The organism is Pradoshia sp. Z5_111 (assembly GCF_058267535.1).
Genome location: NZ_JBZCPQ010000010.1, coordinates 68,184 through 85,261, shown reverse-complemented (window position 1 = coordinate 85,261; position 17,078 = coordinate 68,184). Strand labels below are relative to the sequence as shown.

Below are 17,078 nucleotides of genomic sequence, written 5' to 3'. Positions count from 1 at the left end.
AGAGCGGGCTAAAGAGAGTGGATTAACAATTAACTTTATACATAAAAATATATTTGATTTAGCTATTGATGAAGGAAGCTATGATATCGTGTTTGATTCAGGATGCTTTCATCATATAGCACCTCATCGCAGGATTACCTATAATAGTTTAGTTAATAGAGCTCTCAAAACAGATGGGTTGTTTGGTATTACGTGTTTTCTTGAAAATGGGAAGTATGGCGGATCGGATATAACAGATTGGGATGTGTATAGATTATGGAGCCTAAAGGGAGGTTTGGGGTTCACAGAGCATAAATTAAGAGACATCTTTAAGGATCTGAAGGAGATTGAAATAAGAAACATGAGACAATCAGATTCAATGGAGGGTGTATTTGCTGAGGAAGGTTTTTTGACAGCCATATTTAAAAAGTGAATTATAAAATATACTAGATTTAAAAGAGTGTGGCATCCTTTAAAAACTTTGCCACACTCTTACTGCGTTCTCTATTGATTCTCTTTTAACCACATCATTGCCGCATGGGCATGCATGGCGGCACCGGTTGGTAGGATTTCTTCATTAAAAACTACCTGTGGATGGTGCATAGGAAGTCCGTAATGAGGGTCCTCTTCTTTTGTGCCGGCTCCCAGCAAAAAATAAACGGTAGGTACTTCATAACAATATGAAGCGAAATCTTCGGAACCCATGCCTCCGCCTTCAAAAGAAATGACAGATTGTTTACCGACTACATCACTTACATAAGAGGACAATTGATTGGCTAAGTCTTTATCATTCGTTAAGGGTGGAACGGATGCAACAACTTCTATTTTAGCTTCACCTCTAAACATTTCAGCTGTTGACGTTACTATTTTTTCCATCCTTTTGTAAATAAAATCTCCCAAATCCACATTTAAATAACGAATTGTACCTTCTAATATGGCTTGGTCAGGGATTACATTATGAGTACTTCCTGCCTGAAACTTTCCAATCGTGATAACCACCGATTCAGTTGCTGAGATTTCTCTTGCTATGATTTCATGGATGGAGGTATAGATATGCGCTGCAATATTAATTGGATCAACGCCGGTTTCAGGCATTGCTCCGTGACACCCGACACCTTTAACAGTAATTCTAAAGATTGTACAACCTGCGATTGCGGTTCCAAGCCCATATAATACCGTATTAGTTGGTGTACCGGAATGTACATGTAAGGCCATTGCAGCATCCACTTTTGGATTCTCCAAAACGCCCGACCTCAACATTAATTTTGCACCCTTGAAGCCTTCTTCATTTGGCTGGAATACGAGCTTAACGGATCCTTCCAGTTCATTCTCATACTGTTTTAATAATTTGGCAGCCCCTAGTAGCATAGTTGTGTGCATATCATGTCCACAGGCGTGCATATTTCCATTTGTTGATTTAAACGGGTAATCTGTCTCCTCTTTAATCGGAAGAGCATCCATATCGGCCCGCAATAGAAATGTTTTTTTGGCATCAGGTTTCCCCGCCAGTGCTACAATCCCACTTTCACAGATTTCTTTTGGTTCATAACCAAATTCCTTTAACTTCTCCATTACGTATTTCGTGGTTTGAGGAAGGTGGTCTCCTACTTCAGGATTTTGATGAATTTCTCTTCTATATTTGATTAACTCATCCTTCATAGCCCTTGCACTTTCTAAGAATTGATTCATATGTACCTCCTGCATAGCCTTCATAGTTTGCTTCTTCGTATTTTGTGCATTGCAGGCAGTTTATATTAACGTTTTCTTCAATAATTATTCGCATAGCAAATAGAGTTAACTCTAAGTCTTGAATAAACAGGCGAGGGAGATAAATTTAATGGCTAGTCTCTAAATCTGTTACATACGCAATGCATCGTTCTGCAAATTCTAGTACATGATTAGGAATTGGGTATAAGCCTGTTTCTTCTGCGGGTTTTTTTCTGACTTCCCAAAACTGATTCATTAATTCTTCATTCCCTTGAAATGTATCATTTGATAGTTTAATTAAATCAGAAGCAATTTGGGCTCCTATTTCAGATTCGGGTTTAATTTTGTTTTGAATACAATACTCAATTTGTTTTAGTAAGAACATATACTGTTGTGTTGTTTTATCATTGCTGCTGAGACTTGGTATGGATTTCTGTAAAAGTATCTTTTCATCTTGATGGAAGTAATCAATCCATTTTTTTGAGTTATTTTGTGAATTTTGGACTAGATTTAAAACATCTTCCCACGATAAGGATCCTTGCAGCTGGCTCATATTAATTAGTGATGTAGTATTAGAAATACTTGTTTGGATATTCGTGAGTTGATCTTGTAGGTAATTGTAGTGTGAGATTAGAATTTGTTGGAAGGATAGTCTATCTAATATATCGCGAATAGTTTCTAAAGGAAGTGAAAGAGATTTGAGAATAATAATTTTTTCAAGTTTGAATAAATCATCTTCTGAATAGTATCTCCTCCCGTTATCTGCTTTATAACTAGGGGTAAGCAAATTAATCTGATCATAATAACGCAGGGTACGAACGGATATATTTCGCTGTTTAGCGACCTCTCCCGTAGTCAATTGTTTCATTTCATTTCCTCCTGAAAAAAACTTGCAGGTGACGTAGCGTCATCTAATATAGTTGGATTATACCATATATAGGAAGAGGGCTATCGGATGAAAATGAACTGGAAAGAGCAAGATTATTGGGGGCTAAAGGAATTCGTATTATTAATCCTTTTGGAATTTGTGTTTGTAATTGGTTTTGTAAAATTGATATTTAAACCGAATCTTACCAATTGGCTCGAGAATGATTTATATTCAGGGACATTAATTGGACTAATAATAGCCATTATTTTAATTTCAGGTGTTTATTATATTGCACTTAATCCGAAAAAATTATCTTGGAAAGAGGTAGGGATAAAATCATTTAATATGAAAGTTTGGAAGCTTATTATTCTGTATTCTACTATTTTATTAGTTGGTTCAGTAATTATAATTTTGTTTACTAGTCTTATAGGTAATACGTGGGAGAATAACAAAACAGAGGCTTTACAGCAAAATGTAACTTTATTCACCTTTTTAATAGCCTTTATCTCCGCAGCTATTATATCTCCAATATATGAAGAAATCTTTTATCGAGGATTTTTATATCGCTGGTTGCGTACACGGATAGGATTTGTTGGAGCTATTTTACTTAGTTCAATCATTTTTACGATTGTACATATTCCGACCTATAATGTGATGCCAGTAAATTTCTTCAGTGGTATCATTTTTGCGCTTGCATATGAACGAACCAATTCAATTTGGCCAGCGGTTATCATTCACGGTTTGACTAATGGAATTATGGTATTACTGACTAGCTTTGGTTAAGGAGGTTGCTCCCGCGAGTTGAAAGATACCGCGTAATTATCGATGCTTCCAAAGCTGGAACTATTAAGAAATGACGTTTGAGGCAATAGTAAACAACGAATTTAGATTTATAGGAATATATCAAAAGATGAGATGAAAGGTATTAATTCAAAAAGGATTAATACCTTTTTATGTTGAATTATAAATGATAGTAAAAGCTCGAATTTGTAGAGGGAATCTTCTGAACAGGGGGAATTGGAGGGGTGGAAAGTGGTTAACATTTTAAAAGCGAATGCAAGTCATGTTGAGGGGATTGCGAAAGTATGCAGTGATGGACAGCGGGCCACATATATAGGCCTGAGGTCTGAAGAATATATTAAAAGAGTCATAAAAGAATTTTATAATCACGAAAGAATTTTAAAGGAAGTAACTGATACAGGCAGGGAGTGGGGAGGGTATTTTGTTGCTGTGGAAAACAATGAAGTCATTGGAGCAATTGGAGGTGGCATGATTGGAGAGACAATCGGGGAGGTATTTGTCTTATATCTTAACCCTAATAGGCGTAATGAAGGAATTGGGACAAGGTTATTAGATGTTCTTACAAAACAACAAAAAGAGGAATTTCATGCAACTGAGCAATGGGTCTCTGTGGCAAAGGGAAATCAAAAAGGAATTCCTTTCTATGAAGCAAGAGGATTCATTTTCAATAATGAACAACGAGGATACGGAAATACAGAGGAAGAAAACTATATCTCATTAAGATATGTTCGTAAGATATAACTGTATTTTTTGATGAAATAGGGATAAAAATGGAAATTAGAGAAGCAATAACAAGGGATATAGGCGCTCTAACAGACCTGATGGTTCATCTTGGTTACCCTTCTACCCTGAAAAATATGAAAACAAGATTTTACACTATTCAACAGCATCCTGATTATCATACTTTAGTAGCAGCTTATGATGGTGAAATTGTTGGGATGATAGGGCTTAGTTAAAGTTATTATTATGAGATGGACGGCTTTTATATCAGGATTTTAACACTTGTAGTAGATTCTAATTATCGTAATAAAGGGATAGGGAAAGCATTGATAGAGGGTGCTGAAAACTGGTCAAGAAAACTGGGAGCTATGGGAATGAGCTTAAATAGTGGAAATCGGCCTGAAAGAATGGCAGCCCATCAATTTTATAGAAACAGGGGTTATGGTGAGAAAAGTATTGGATTTGTAAAAAGTCTTACTTAAAGATTGTTTTGTTTAGAAAGGAAAAGCACAAGTGCTTATAGCAGCACTTGTGCTTCAATTATTTTATTGCGGAGCGTTGATATATAATAATCCTTCCGCTCTTTCAATCGTTTTATTACCATAGTCATCTTCTGCAGTTACTTGAACGGCTGCCCCGTTTGCTTTGATATTTTTAGTGGCAGTATAGTAGCCGACATAGTGTCCTTCCGATGTCTCACGCATTGGAAGCTCAAGTGCATTTGAGACGCCAAGGTTTGTGACTGGAGCAAGGATTGAGAAGGTAGCGTCTAGTCCAGGCTCACTATCAAATTCGATTTTGACAGAATCGCCGCTTTCCAATACTTTGTCCTCAGCAGGAAGTATGTTGGAAAGTTCAGGTGCCGTATAATTGGCATCAATTGTGATGATCTTTTTAATGCTGTTGCCTGCTTTGTCCTTAGCTTGAACAGTAATCTCATTGATACCTTCATCAAGAAGGATACGCTTGCTGAATTTCCCGTCGCTTACAGTTGCAGTTTGACCATTTACTTTAACCCAATCCAGATTGGCATCAGCAATTGTTCCTGTAACTGTAACGGTTTCTTTATTTGTTTTAGAACCATCTGTCGGTGAAGTAATAGTCAGTTCAGGTTTATCCTGATCAAGTGTAATCGTAACTGGTTCAGATGGGTCTGTTGAACCGACATCAGTTTTTGCTTTAGCAGTCAGTGTATTTGCACCATTTTTCAACTCGACTGCAACTGAGAAGTCGCCACTTGCATTCGTTTCCGTAGTAGCAGTTTGTTCTCCATCATTGAATAAATCAATGGTTGTTTCAGGAGAAGATTTACCCTCAACTGTCACAGATTTTTTATTCGTAAATGCTCCATCTTTAGGAGAAGTGATGGATGGTACTTGTAATTCATAGTTGACGGTCGCACGGATCATGTAGTTTCCTTCAGCCTCTGGTGATTGAGACCATGCACCGCTTACACCTTGCCAGCTGCGTTTAGCATTTGGACCGTCCTCATCAGTTGCCAAGCCAGGTGAATTAGGATTTGCTTTTGTTTGTGTATAGACAATGAAGAAGTCTCCTTCTACCATGATGCCGTGTTCGGCAAGGTCAACATGTGTCCAAGTGCCGTCACGTAAAGCTGTCTCGTTGAAAGGACCTGCCAATTTAGTACCCGGACCGCCGTTTGCACCACTGGCATCATAAACGGATACTTGGAATTCAGTACCGCCTGGGACTGGCCATTCCATATCCCAGAAGCGAAGGAGTGCACCAGTTACTAGAGCTTGATCTTCCCCTTCTTTTAATGACATTTTAACAGCCCAGCTATTGCCTGCCGCATTGAAGGATCTGGCATTTTCAGCTGTTCCATCATCATACTTAATCTCCCCTGCATAGCCAATGAATGGGCGTAACTCAACATCTTTAACGACTGGTTCGCCTGCTTCAATGGTTACAGTCGTTTCTGAGCTGTAGTAGGATGGTGCAACAAATTTTAGTGTGTAGGTACCTTCATATGCAGTAATGGAATACTCGCCATCTTCATTTGCAGTCACAGGAGTAATTGCAGCATCCTCCACAAGGTAAACTGTGGCGCCTGCAACAGGATTTCCTGTTACTTTATTCGTAATTGTACCGCTGACAGTACCTTTAGGGATTTCCTGTAATGTAAAGTTTGCGGTAGCAACTCCACCATCTTCAACACGTACTGTTTGTGTTTGAGATTGGAATCCATATGTTTCTGCTTGAACAGTGTAATCACCTGTTGCGTGCGTTAATTCATAGGAACCATCCTGTGGGTTGGTGTAAACAGAACGGCCAGTTTCAAGAACGGTTACCTCTGCTTGAATTGGTAAAAGCAGTGGTGCCGGTTTCTCATTGCTAGGTTTTTCATTTTTTGCACTATCTTTTTCAGATACTGGTTTGATTTTTGATGCGTCTACTTTTTCTTTTGCTGCTTTTTTGTCGTCTTTAGGGTCTTTAGCTTTTGTATCTTTGATTTTAGTATCAGTAGCTTTTGTATCTTTCTTCACACCATGTTTAGCTTTTGACGAAGGTTGGATAGGAGTTGCCGATAATTTGACATCATCCAAATACCATCCAGCTTTCTGGACAGACCCATCAGTTGTAACATTGAAGGAAATATAGATACGTTGTCCTGCATATTCGCTTAAGTCGACTTCGCCATCAATCCAACCATCGGATGTTTGGTTGAAACGAGCTGCCTGTGTCCAGTTGGTACCATCAGTAGAAATAAATACATGCCCAAAGTCATAGTTTCTTTCTAAATCAAACCATTGTTTGAACTGTAAGTAGCTGGCTCCTTCAGGAAGATCAATTGGTGGCATTTCCAGGCTCATATTAGAGCTGTTTGCATAATTTCCTGTCAGGTTAGTTGCATATACCTTTTCACCAGAGAATGCAGCGCCAGGGCCTGTTGTTGGTACTCCCCATTCCCATGAATTATTTGTACCGTAAGATGTCCATCCGATTGGGTTTTGTTCAAAATCTGTTTCATAGCCAACTGTAATACCCGGAAGTAATTCTACTGGATAAACAGCTGTTTCTTTTGAATTGCCTCCAAAGTCATATGCGATAAATTGGTATTCTGTTGAATCACCGGTTAAATCAGCACCAGGTATGGTTGCTTCGTATTCACCGGATTTATAATCTCCGCTTACACGTTCCGCAGCGACTTCAGTCCAGCTGCCATCTGCTTTTTTATATTTCAAAACGACAGATGTTACGGATACATCGTCCGTAGCGGTTGCGCTAAGAGGAAGGTCCATTTCTTTATAAGAAGTAGTCACAGGCTCTGTTTCAATTTCAGGTGCTTGAGTATCATCACCATCCTTGGAGACAGTTCCTTTAATTTTTCCTAAACCACTAACAACTGAAGAGACAGCATCAAAAGCATTTACCAAACCGTGACCATATCCATAGTTAGGTGACTCTGGATAAGCGCTGTCAGTTAATGGTGTTGCTGTTAAGTCCATAATCTCTTCTATTTGATCAACAGTTAAGCTCGAATCAGCTTGTCTAAGCAGGGCAACTACTGCGGACACATGAGGCCCGGCCATTGATGTTCCATTATAGGAAGCATAATCGTTTCCAGGTATAGCTGAGCGAATATTTACACCTGGTGCAGCTATATTTGGTTTCATGACTCCTTCATATGGAGAAGGTCCCCTTGAAGAAAAGCTTGCCAAAGCATTATTGATATCTGTTGCGGCAGTTGCATAAGATTCAGGATAATTGGATGGAGCATTTACAGTTCCTGTTCCTGGTCCGCTATTTCCTGCAGAAAATTCAGGAAAGATATCTGCACTTTTCCATGCTTGAACCATCGGACGGAACCATTCATTTAATCCTGCTGCGCCACCCCATGAGTTGTTTACGACATCTGGTGCATATTCAGGGTGTGGAGTACCATTCGCGTCCTTCGGTGCTAAAACGTACTCACCGGCTTCTAGTAAATCAGCTTGAGTCCCACTGCCAGCTGCATTTAGTGCTTTAACAGCAATGAATTTAGCGCCAGGGGCTACACCAATCTGGTTAGCACCATTTGGTTCTGATCCGACCATTGTTCCAATTGTATGGGTACCATGACCATTATCATCAAATGCTGCAGGGCGGTTTGTAGAAGTAGCGTCAAACCAACTGAACTCATGGTTCGGGTTGTCTGGATTAGCAGGGTTGTACCCACGGTATTTTGTCTTTAGGGTAGGGTGATCCCATTGCACACCAGTATCTATGCTGGCAACGACTGTTCCAGCTCCATCAATTCCCATTGCCCATGTTTGAGGTGCGCTGATTTTATCAATATTCCATTCGATCGAGGTGGTTTCTTCTTTTGTCTCTATTTTGGAGGAATTTTCCATAATATTGGACTCGATTAATGGCTTTTCAGCTTTGGATTGTTTAACAGGTTCTACAAGATGTACAGTTTCATTCGGTGAAATTTTTTCTACTTCAGGAAATGCGGCAATTTGTTCCATGACTTCTTTTGTAGCTGTTACAGCCATCCCATTAACGATGTAGAAGGATTGAATATCTTCAGCATTACCGGCTTTTTCTTGTTTTTCTAAATAGTTTTTTAGCTCATGCTGAGTTTCTTCAGCAGTTGCGCGAAGATTTGTAACGATGGAAGATCGTTTAGTCAAGGTCGTCTTGGCTGATGATAGCTTTTGTTTTTTCGCAGTAGCAGTAGCTTCTTTTGCTACCTTGGCAGTGTCTACCTGCTCTTTAAGTTTAATTAAGAAGGTGACTTTTTCTTCTTCCTTAAACTCATTTTGAAGATCTTTGGAGATTTTGTTACTGCTATTCTGTATAATCGTAGATTTTGCTGAACTATGGATGGATTCTGAGGAAGCAGTAGAAGATGGTGAAGACGTAAATCCTGTAGTTAAGAGCAATGATGGAATGAGCATAGATGTTAGAATGAGTGACGACAGTTTTTTTCTCTTTGTTTTCAACAAGTATTCCTCCCTATACTAGATTATTAAATTGCCAATATGCCAAGTATTTTTTCACCTCCCTGTTAAGTAATATCGAATTATGTAATCCTGCTGATATTTCTACCATAACGAATTGAAGTAAACAAATGCTGTCACTAAATGTCGCAAGTATACTATGGAAATTGAAAATGAATCATTGGATGTAGTTTGGCTACAGCTGTAGGTGTCATTCTAATTAGGAAATGATTAGAAAAGAATATACTTATACCTGATTTCATATGGAGATAGTTGTATGAAAAAGGAGGGAGGAAGAATTTTAATATACTATTATAATAAAAATAAGCCGTCTGACTTATTAAGCTATTTAATTACTAGTCTTTCTTTGTCTTAATCAAATAAAGACTGGGGAATAAGGTGGGATATTTTGTTACTTATATGAAATAAGGTGAATCCAACTCTCACCTTTATCCCAGAAAAGTATTCAGAATCGGTAGTTTTAATTTATTTAGATAAAGAAATAGGCTATGTTTATTGTTGGAAGATGTCGAACTATAGCAGGATATTTAGAGGATGCTGACATAACTGATGTAGAATGTGGGATATGTGCCTTTGTCTTATGTTGGTCACAAAGACGTTGCCACAGGATGTGGCGTATTTAGTCTTTGTTCCTTGATGCAGTCGTTTCAGCTTTTTATGCAATCCAGCTTCAGGGCCTAGGAGCTCGGGACATAAGCAAAGCCACTGCGGGGGAAGGGCATTCCCTACGTGCCTTTATCTTATGCTCCTCGCTCCTGACCAAGGCCCTTCAGCTTTTTATTTTGAATTGCTTGAAAAATTAATGAGTTTTGATGATAATTAAATAAAACATGTATACTGGCTATATGCTGATATTTGTAGGGAATATTTATATGCTTTATATAAGGGAGAAATCATGATGTTAACAGTGACACCCAAATTACCTGGAGAAAATAATAAACATTATTCGTACAGAATTATTAAGAATGGCATTATGTCTCTAGAATTAAAACCAGGACAAGCAATCAGTGAAATTGAGCTGGCTAATGAATTAAGGATTTCTCGTACTCCAATCAGAGAGGTAATCGGAAAATTAAAAGAGGAACATTTGGTTGAAGTATGGCCGCAGGTTGGCTCATACATATCAAAAATTGATTATAAATTGGTTAAAGAGGCAGCCTTTATGCGCTCTGTACTAGAAAAAGAGGTTCTTAAGTTAGCCTGCGAATCTATTTCTGACGAAACACTATTAGAGTTAAAAAAAGTTATCAGCTTACAAGAAAATTTCATAGGAAAAAAAGGAATGGAAAGAACCTTTCACGAATTGGATCAGGAATTCCACTCCCTATTTTATAAAGATCAGGAAAAAGACCATATCTGGGATGCAATAAATCGGTTAAGTACGCATTATAATCGAATCCGGTTATTATCTGAAATCGAATATGATTATACAGATATTATTAAACAACATAAAAACATTATTGATATTATTGAAAATAAAAAAGTTGACCAAATAGATGAGGCTGTTAGTCATCATATATTAGGACCAGAAAAATATTGGAATAGTTTGCTGGAACCGGATAGCCAATATGCTGAATACTTTGTAGAATAATCTCATTTTCCCTTTTATCAATGGTATATTGGATTATTCGGAATGCCCTTATTCATGGAATAAGGGTTTTTAATATTTAAAAGGGTAATATAAACTTTAATAAGATGTATGTACGTTTTTTAGCCCCTTAAATATAATAGATTAATAAAATTTACCATTACTTTAGTTTCTCTAATACCCTTGCATTTATAGAGGACAGTTACTATAATCACCGATATAGGAAACACAGTGGATGTTAGTAGTGATGTGGAAAAGTAGAATAATAGGGCAAAAAGTCTGAATAATCTTGACAAATGTGTTAAAATGGGTAATGTTATATCAAAAGATGTTAGAATTATTAGAAAATTTAAAATGTTCAACTAGATAGGAACGGAGGGTTTTAATTGGGTAATATGAAGAGTAAATCTACAACACTAGCGATTGGTTTTATGCTCTTTGCCTTATTTTTTGGGGCTGGAAATCTAATATTCCCAGTATTAATGGGGCAAATGTCAGGATCGAATGTTTGGGAAGCTACATTCGGCTTCATCATAACCGGGGTGGGATTACCTCTGTTAGGAGTATTGGCAATTGGGTATTCTGGCCAAAGCGATTTATATACGATGGCTAAACGTGTACACCCCATGTTTGCTATTATATTTACTACAGTTCTTTACTTAGCTATCGGGCCTTTGTTTGCGATGCCGAGGACGGGAACGGTTTCATATGAAATTGGTGTTAAACCTTTAATTGGTGATATGAATAGCACAGTAGCAATGACGATTTTCACTGTTATCTTTTTTGCTATTACGTGTTTCTTTGCATTAAAGCCAGGAAAAATTATAGATATAGTTGGTAAAATGTTAACACCAATCTTATTATTTTTTATCGCTTTATTGATTCTGGCAGCTTTGTTTAATCCAATGGGAAGCCTGACCGCTCCGGCTGAACAATATACAGAAAATGCATTCTTTAAGGGTTTCCAGGAAGGATACCTAACAATGGATACATTGGCATCCTTCGTATTTGGAATTATCATTATTAATGCAGTTCGTTCAACAGGGATTCACGGCAAAAAACAAATGATGACAAGTGTTATGAAATCTGCTTTCATTGCAGCCGGTTTACTTGCGGTAATCTATGCAGGGCTAGCATATTTAGGTGCTACCGGTGTGGAAGAGATTGGTGCATTTGATAATGGGGGTGCGATATTAGCAGCAGCATCTCATTATTATTTTGGTTCTTATGGAAGCTTAATCTTAGGATTTGCTGTTATCGCAGCTTGTTTAACGACTAGTATCGGTCTTGTAACGGCCTGTGCGGCATACTTTAATACATTGGCTCCGAGATGGTCCTATAAAACATATGCTATTGTTTTATCAGTATTCAGTGCCTTAGTTGCCAATGTGGGACTAGCCGACTTAGTGGCTATTTCAGTACCTGTGCTGACAGCTATTTACCCTTTGGCTATATGCTTGATTTTCCTTACATTCATGCACAATGTATTTAAAGGTTTTTCAGAAGTATATATTTGCAGTTTGGCATTAACCTTTATTGTTAGTTTGTTTGATGGTTTTAATGCAGCGGGTCTGCAAATAGAAGCAATCAATAATTTATTTGCTTATTTGCCGCTTTACTCCGTGGGATTAGGATGGATTGCACCAGCCATATTGGGCGCTATTATTGGTTATCCGATTGGTATGATGAGACAGTCTGCTCCCATAATGAATGAAGTTCCAGATATGCAGAAAGACTAGTGAGTACATGTGAAGCCAGCGTGAGACACCGCTGGCTTTGTCTTTTTTCAATAAAAAAATAATCTCGGCTCTATGATGGAGCCGGGATTATTTTTTATTCTACACGCTTAAGAAGGTCGATATGATCTGCAGCAGAATTATGAGTGGAAGGCAGTGAATTCTGTGTATGAGATTCTTCTGCTGGCTTTACATAATCATCGTAGAAGACTGCTAATGAAGTAGTTATATAAGGTGTAAGGTAGATAGTAATACCAAACAGGGTGATGAGTCCAATAACCATGCTTGCCATGCCGCTGAAATATAATCCATCATTAATAGTATCAGCACCTACTACAATTGATATGATTCCGATAAAAATTAATACAATAGGGATAATAAACCAAGGTAAAAATGATAGGTATAATACAAATAAATCTTTCTTTTTGCCATTCATGATTCGACGGCTTTCTGAAATCGCTTGAAGAGCGGTTAAATCGGAACGGTCACGCAAGATAAATAATGACATGGAATAGGCTAATGCTTTAATAATGCCAGGTATAATTAATAAAAGTAACCAGAGCGCAGTAAATATTACGATTAAAAAGTTAGTTAAGGCATTCCTGAAATAATTCATTTTAAAACCATCAAATAGTGTTTCGATAGAAGGGTTTTGCTGCCTTTTTATAGCTAAGTGGAACCAATGATTTCCTACAGCCAATGGGCTGGTTATAAAGAAAGTTGCAAGAAGATAAAGAAACGATTCAGATACTCCGCTTATAAGAGCATTTATGAAAAAAACTCCTATCGCGATCCCCCAGTAGCCAGTTAATTTTTGTTTGGCTGTATTTTTTATCAGTTTAATATTCATTTTAAAACTCCTTCCTTCTTCCTATGTGTATATAACTACTTATAAGAATAATATATTTTGCCACAATTTGTAAAACGATATATGTTTTTGTAATTTTTAGATAATTAGTTGGAATTTAAAAGAGCATCAAGTATAATTGGGAGTAATTAACAATACCTACCGGTCAGTATGTGAAAGGAGCGAAGGCATGGATTTTTCCTATTCGAGTAAGGTGATTGACTTGGAGAGACAGTTAATTGCTTTTATGAATGAGTATGTATATCCTAATGAAGGATTATATGAGGTTCAGTTAAATGAGCAAGAATCAAGATGGAGTCAGGTCCCGCCGATTATGGAAGACTTAAAATCAAAAGCTAAAAAGGCGGGGCTGTGGAATTTATTTCTGCCTGAGAGTGAATACGGTGCTGGTCTGACCAATTTGGAATATGCACCTTTATGTGAAATAATGGGACGCTCATTAATCGGTCCTGAAGTATTTAATTGCAGTGCTCCTGACACAGGTAATATGGAAGTATTAGAAAGGTTTGGTACTGCTGAACAGAAAGAGAAATGGCTTAAGCCTTTATTAGCCGGTGAAATCCGTTCCTGTTTTTCAATGACTGAGCCAGATGTCGCTTCATCAGATGCTACAAATATTGAGGCAAGTATTGAAAAAGATGGGGATAGCTATATTATCAATGGCCGTAAGTGGTGGTCCTCAGGTGCAGGAGATCCAAGATGTGAAATTGCAATTGTGATGGGGAAAACGAATAAAATGGCAAATCGGCATGAACAGCAATCTATGATTCTTGTACCTCTTGATTCAAAAGGAGTAAAAATAGAAAGAATGCTTCCTGTTTTTGGATATGATCATGCCCCTCATGGACATGGAGAAATTACATATAAAAACGTTAAAGTACCCGCTGAGAACATCATTTGGGGAGAGGGAAAGGGATTTGCAATTGCGCAGGGAAGACTGGGACCAGGAAGGATTCATCATTGTATGAGGCTGATAGGGGCAGCAGAGCGTTCTCTTGAAATATTATGTAAGCGCATTCAAAACAGGACTACCTTTGGAAAGCCGCTATCTAATCAAGGGGTCATAAAGGAGTGGATTGCAAACTCAAGAATTGAAATTGAGCAGGCTAGATTATTAACTCTAAAAGCAGCTTATATGATGGATACGGTTGGGAACAAAAAAGCGAAGGCCGAGATTGCGATGATCAAAGTCGTTGCTCCAAACATGGCTCTGAAGGTTATCGACAGGGCTATACAGGGACTTGGGGCAGCGGGAGTATCAGAGGATTATCCTTTGGCGGCTCATTGGGCAAATGCAAGAACATTACGATTGGCTGATGGACCCGATGAAGTTCACCGTGCCCAAATTGCCAAGCTTGAGCTTAAAAAATATCTGGGGGAGGCACAAGCTAATCATGAACGTTTTACAAATGTTTGATTTATCCGGTAAGACAGCGATTATCACAGGAGGCGGACGCGGGCTTGGAGCCCAGATTGCACAGGGGTTGGCAGAAGCGGGAGCAAATATTGTTCTGTGCTCACGCAAGGTTGAGGCTTGCACCGAGGTAGCAGACTATCTGAATAAAGAATATGGAGTTGAAACCTTGGCCTTAAAATGTGATATTGCGAATCCCGAAGATATTCATGGTGTCGTCTCAGAAACACTGGATAAATTTGAGGCTATTGATATTCTTGTCAACAATAGCGGTGCCTCATGGGGAGCTTCTGCACTGGATATGCCGCTTGAAGCCTGGAATAAGGTAATCAATACGAATTTGACAGGAACCTTCCTGATGTCCCAGGCAGTGGGGAAGGTGATGGTTGAACAGAAGCGAGGAAAAATAATCAATATTGCTTCAGTTGCGGGGCTCGGTGGAACTCATGCTGACATGATGGATACCGTTGGGTACAATGCCAGCAAAGGAGCTGTCATTACTTTAACAAAAGATTTGGCAGTGAAATGGGGGAAACATAATATTCATGTTAATGCAATCGCACCGGGGTTTTTCCCAACCAAAATGTCTAAGGTCTTACTCGAACGCGGAAAAGATGCAATTGAATATATGACACCGCTTGGAAGGCTTGGAAATGATGAGGACCTCAAGGGGGTTGCTTTATTCCTGGCCTCTGCTGCATCCAATTATATAACAGGTGAGGTATTGGTAGTTGATGGCGGAAAACACGCCATGGTTTAAATAAAAAATGAAGGAGATTTGATTATGGAAAATATGAAAAAGAAAGCTTGGCTTACGCAATATCCGGAAGGTATTGCATCTGATATTGAAATTCCAAACAAATCACTGCCAGACATTCTTCATGAAACGACAATCCATTACCCCACAAACAATGCCCTATCTTTTTTTGGAAGAAAAATGACCTATCAAGAACTTTCAGGAACATCAAATCGCTTTGCCGCAGCACTTCAGAATAATAATGTTAAAAAGGGTGACAGGGTAGCAATAATGCTGCCAAACTGTCCTCAGTATGTGATTGCCTATTATGGGGCATTATCGATGGGAGGAATTGTCACTCAAATTAATCCTATGTTAGTAGCCAGAGAGCTGGAATATATATTGCAGGATTCCGGTGCTGAAACGATTGTTGTCATGGATGCATTCTATCAAACCGTTAAAGCTGTTCAATCCACTACGAATCTCAAAAATATTATTGTAGTAAGCCTGCAGCCATCCGGGGCTGAATTCGGAAATGATTGGACATTTGAGCGATTTATCTCTGAAACAGTCATGCCAGTAGAGCCGGTAGTTATTGATCCGAGCCATGATGTTGCTGTGTTCCAATATACAGGCGGCACTACGGGGAGATCGAAAGGAGCCATGCTCACTCATCGTAATTTAGTGGCCAATATCTATCAAACAAAGGAATTTTACAAAAAGATAGTAAATAAAGGGCAGGAACGGTATCTGACTGTCATCCCATTATTCCACGTATTTGGTATGACGGCCTGTATGAATAATTGCATATTAATGGCGAGTGAAAACATATTGCTACCTCGTTTTGATTTAGAAGAGGTTCTTCAAACGATAAAACAGGAGAAGCCAACTATATTCCCTGGCGTACCAACCATGTATGTGGCGATCAACGCTCATCCTAAAGCAAAGGAATATGGGATTGATAGCATAAAAATTTCCAATAGCGGAAGTGCTCCTATGCCTATGGAATTAATGAAGGAATATGAATCAAAAACGGATTCCAAGATTTTGGAGGGCTATGGTCTTTCGGAAGCATCGCCTGTTACGCATTGTAATCCTGATTTTGGTGTTCGTAAACCTGGAACAGTCGGAATTGCCTTCCCATCTACAGATTGTAAAATCGTGGATGTAGCTACAGGAGCTGAGGAAGTTCCGATTGGCGAACTGGGAGAATTAATTGTCAAAGGTCCCCAGATTATGAAAGGTTACTGGAATATGCCTGAAGAAACGGCTAATGCTCTCCGTGATGGATGGCTATATACAGGGGACATTGCCAGGATGGATGAAGATGGATATCTAACGATTGTTGACCGTAAAAAGGATCTAATCATTGCAAGCGGTTATAATATCTACCCTCGTGATGTAGAAGAAGTCCTGTATGAACATCCATCTGTACAGGAAGCAGTTGTAATAGGAGTTCCGGATGAGTATCGCGGAGAAACAGTAAAAGCAATTTTAGTATTAAAAGCGAATGAGTCAGCTACGGATAAAGAGATTATAGAATACTGTAAAAACAATATGGCGGCCTATCGAGTGCCGACAATAGTAGAATTCCGTGATGAATTACCAAAAACAAATGTCGGAAAAATACTTCGCCGGGCTCTGAGGGAAGAAGTCGAAACAAAATAAAGATGACATGAATACACACGAACTGG

Annotated in this window: 14 protein-coding genes; 10 read left to right on the top strand and 4 right to left on the bottom strand. The window is 38.5% G+C overall.

Features of this window, described 5'->3' with window-relative positions:
• On the top strand, window positions 1–412 hold a 412-nt coding region (locus AC4D4A_RS16735), incomplete at its 5' end, for a class I SAM-dependent methyltransferase (protein WP_490996921.1).
• A gap of 71 nt (window positions 413–483) precedes the next feature.
• On the opposite strand, the gene AC4D4A_RS16730 is transcribed toward AC4D4A_RS16735, so the two are convergent.
• Window positions 484–1,668, bottom strand: coding sequence for a M20 metallopeptidase family protein (locus AC4D4A_RS16730; RefSeq protein WP_490996920.1), 1,185 nt, complete (start codon window positions 1,666–1,668; stop codon window positions 484–486).
• 145 nt (window positions 1,669–1,813) lie between these two features.
• Complete coding sequence (locus tag AC4D4A_RS16725) at window positions 1,814–2,554, bottom strand: MerR family transcriptional regulator (protein WP_490996919.1); 741 nt, start codon at window positions 2,552–2,554, stop codon at window positions 1,814–1,816.
• 87 nt (window positions 2,555–2,641) lie between these two features.
• On the opposite strand from AC4D4A_RS16725, the gene AC4D4A_RS16720 reads away from it, so the two are divergent.
• From AC4D4A_RS16720 to AC4D4A_RS16705, 4 genes are all read left to right on the top strand, one after another.
• Window positions 2,642–3,337, top strand: a complete 696-nt coding sequence (locus AC4D4A_RS16720) for a CPBP family intramembrane glutamic endopeptidase (protein ID WP_490996918.1) — start codon at window positions 2,642–2,644, stop codon at window positions 3,335–3,337.
• A 249-nt stretch (window positions 3,338–3,586) separates the two neighbouring features.
• On the top strand, window positions 3,587–4,096 hold the full coding sequence (locus AC4D4A_RS16715) for a GNAT family N-acetyltransferase (protein ID WP_490996917.1): 510 nt from the start codon (window positions 3,587–3,589) through the stop codon (window positions 4,094–4,096).
• A 29-nt stretch (window positions 4,097–4,125) separates the two neighbouring features.
• Complete coding sequence (locus AC4D4A_RS16710) at window positions 4,126–4,311, top strand: GNAT family N-acetyltransferase (RefSeq protein WP_490996916.1); 186 nt, start codon at window positions 4,126–4,128, stop codon at window positions 4,309–4,311.
• Window positions 4,312–4,326: 15 nt separating this feature from the next.
• Complete coding sequence (locus AC4D4A_RS16705) at window positions 4,327–4,557, top strand: GNAT family N-acetyltransferase (RefSeq protein ID WP_490996915.1); 231 nt, start codon at window positions 4,327–4,329, stop codon at window positions 4,555–4,557.
• A gap of 63 nt (window positions 4,558–4,620) precedes the next feature.
• Here AC4D4A_RS16705 and AC4D4A_RS16700 read toward each other — a convergent pair whose 3' ends face one another.
• Window positions 4,621–9,027, bottom strand: coding sequence for a S8 family serine peptidase (locus AC4D4A_RS16700; RefSeq protein ID WP_490996914.1), 4,407 nt, complete (start codon window positions 9,025–9,027; stop codon window positions 4,621–4,623).
• A gap of 913 nt (window positions 9,028–9,940) precedes the next feature.
• Here AC4D4A_RS16700 and AC4D4A_RS16695 point away from each other — a divergent pair.
• Window positions 9,941–10,633, top strand: coding sequence for a GntR family transcriptional regulator (locus AC4D4A_RS16695; protein ID WP_066108055.1), 693 nt, complete (start codon window positions 9,941–9,943; stop codon window positions 10,631–10,633).
• Window positions 10,634–11,016: 383 nt separating this feature from the next.
• On the top strand, window positions 11,017–12,369 hold the full coding sequence (gene brnQ, locus AC4D4A_RS16690; protein WP_490996913.1) for a branched-chain amino acid transport system II carrier protein: 1,353 nt from the start codon (window positions 11,017–11,019) through the stop codon (window positions 12,367–12,369).
• A 94-nt stretch (window positions 12,370–12,463) separates the two neighbouring features.
• Here the strand turns inward: brnQ and AC4D4A_RS16685 are convergent, their stop codons facing one another.
• Window positions 12,464–13,216, bottom strand: coding sequence for a DUF975 family protein (locus tag AC4D4A_RS16685; protein ID WP_490996912.1), 753 nt, complete (start codon window positions 13,214–13,216; stop codon window positions 12,464–12,466).
• A gap of 187 nt (window positions 13,217–13,403) precedes the next feature.
• Between AC4D4A_RS16685 and AC4D4A_RS16680 the strand changes: the two genes are divergently transcribed.
• The 3 genes from AC4D4A_RS16680 to AC4D4A_RS16670 are packed head-to-tail and all read left to right on the top strand — an operon-like array spanning window position 13,404 to window position 17,052.
• Window positions 13,404–14,651 carry an acyl-CoA dehydrogenase family protein gene (locus AC4D4A_RS16680; protein ID WP_490996911.1) on the top strand — a complete coding sequence of 416 codons (1,248 nt, stop codon included), beginning with the start codon at window positions 13,404–13,406 and terminating at the stop codon, window positions 14,649–14,651.
• Window positions 14,629–15,408 (top strand): SDR family oxidoreductase, encoded by a 780-nt coding sequence (locus tag AC4D4A_RS16675; RefSeq protein WP_490996910.1) that lies wholly within the window; start codon window positions 14,629–14,631, stop codon window positions 15,406–15,408. Before AC4D4A_RS16680 ends, AC4D4A_RS16675 begins: the two co-directional genes overlap by 23 nt.
• Window positions 15,409–15,441: 33 nt before the next feature.
• Complete coding sequence (locus AC4D4A_RS16670; protein ID WP_490996924.1) at window positions 15,442–17,052, top strand: long-chain-fatty-acid--CoA ligase; 1,611 nt, start codon at window positions 15,442–15,444, stop codon at window positions 17,050–17,052.
• Window positions 17,053–17,078: the final 26 nt, after the last annotated feature.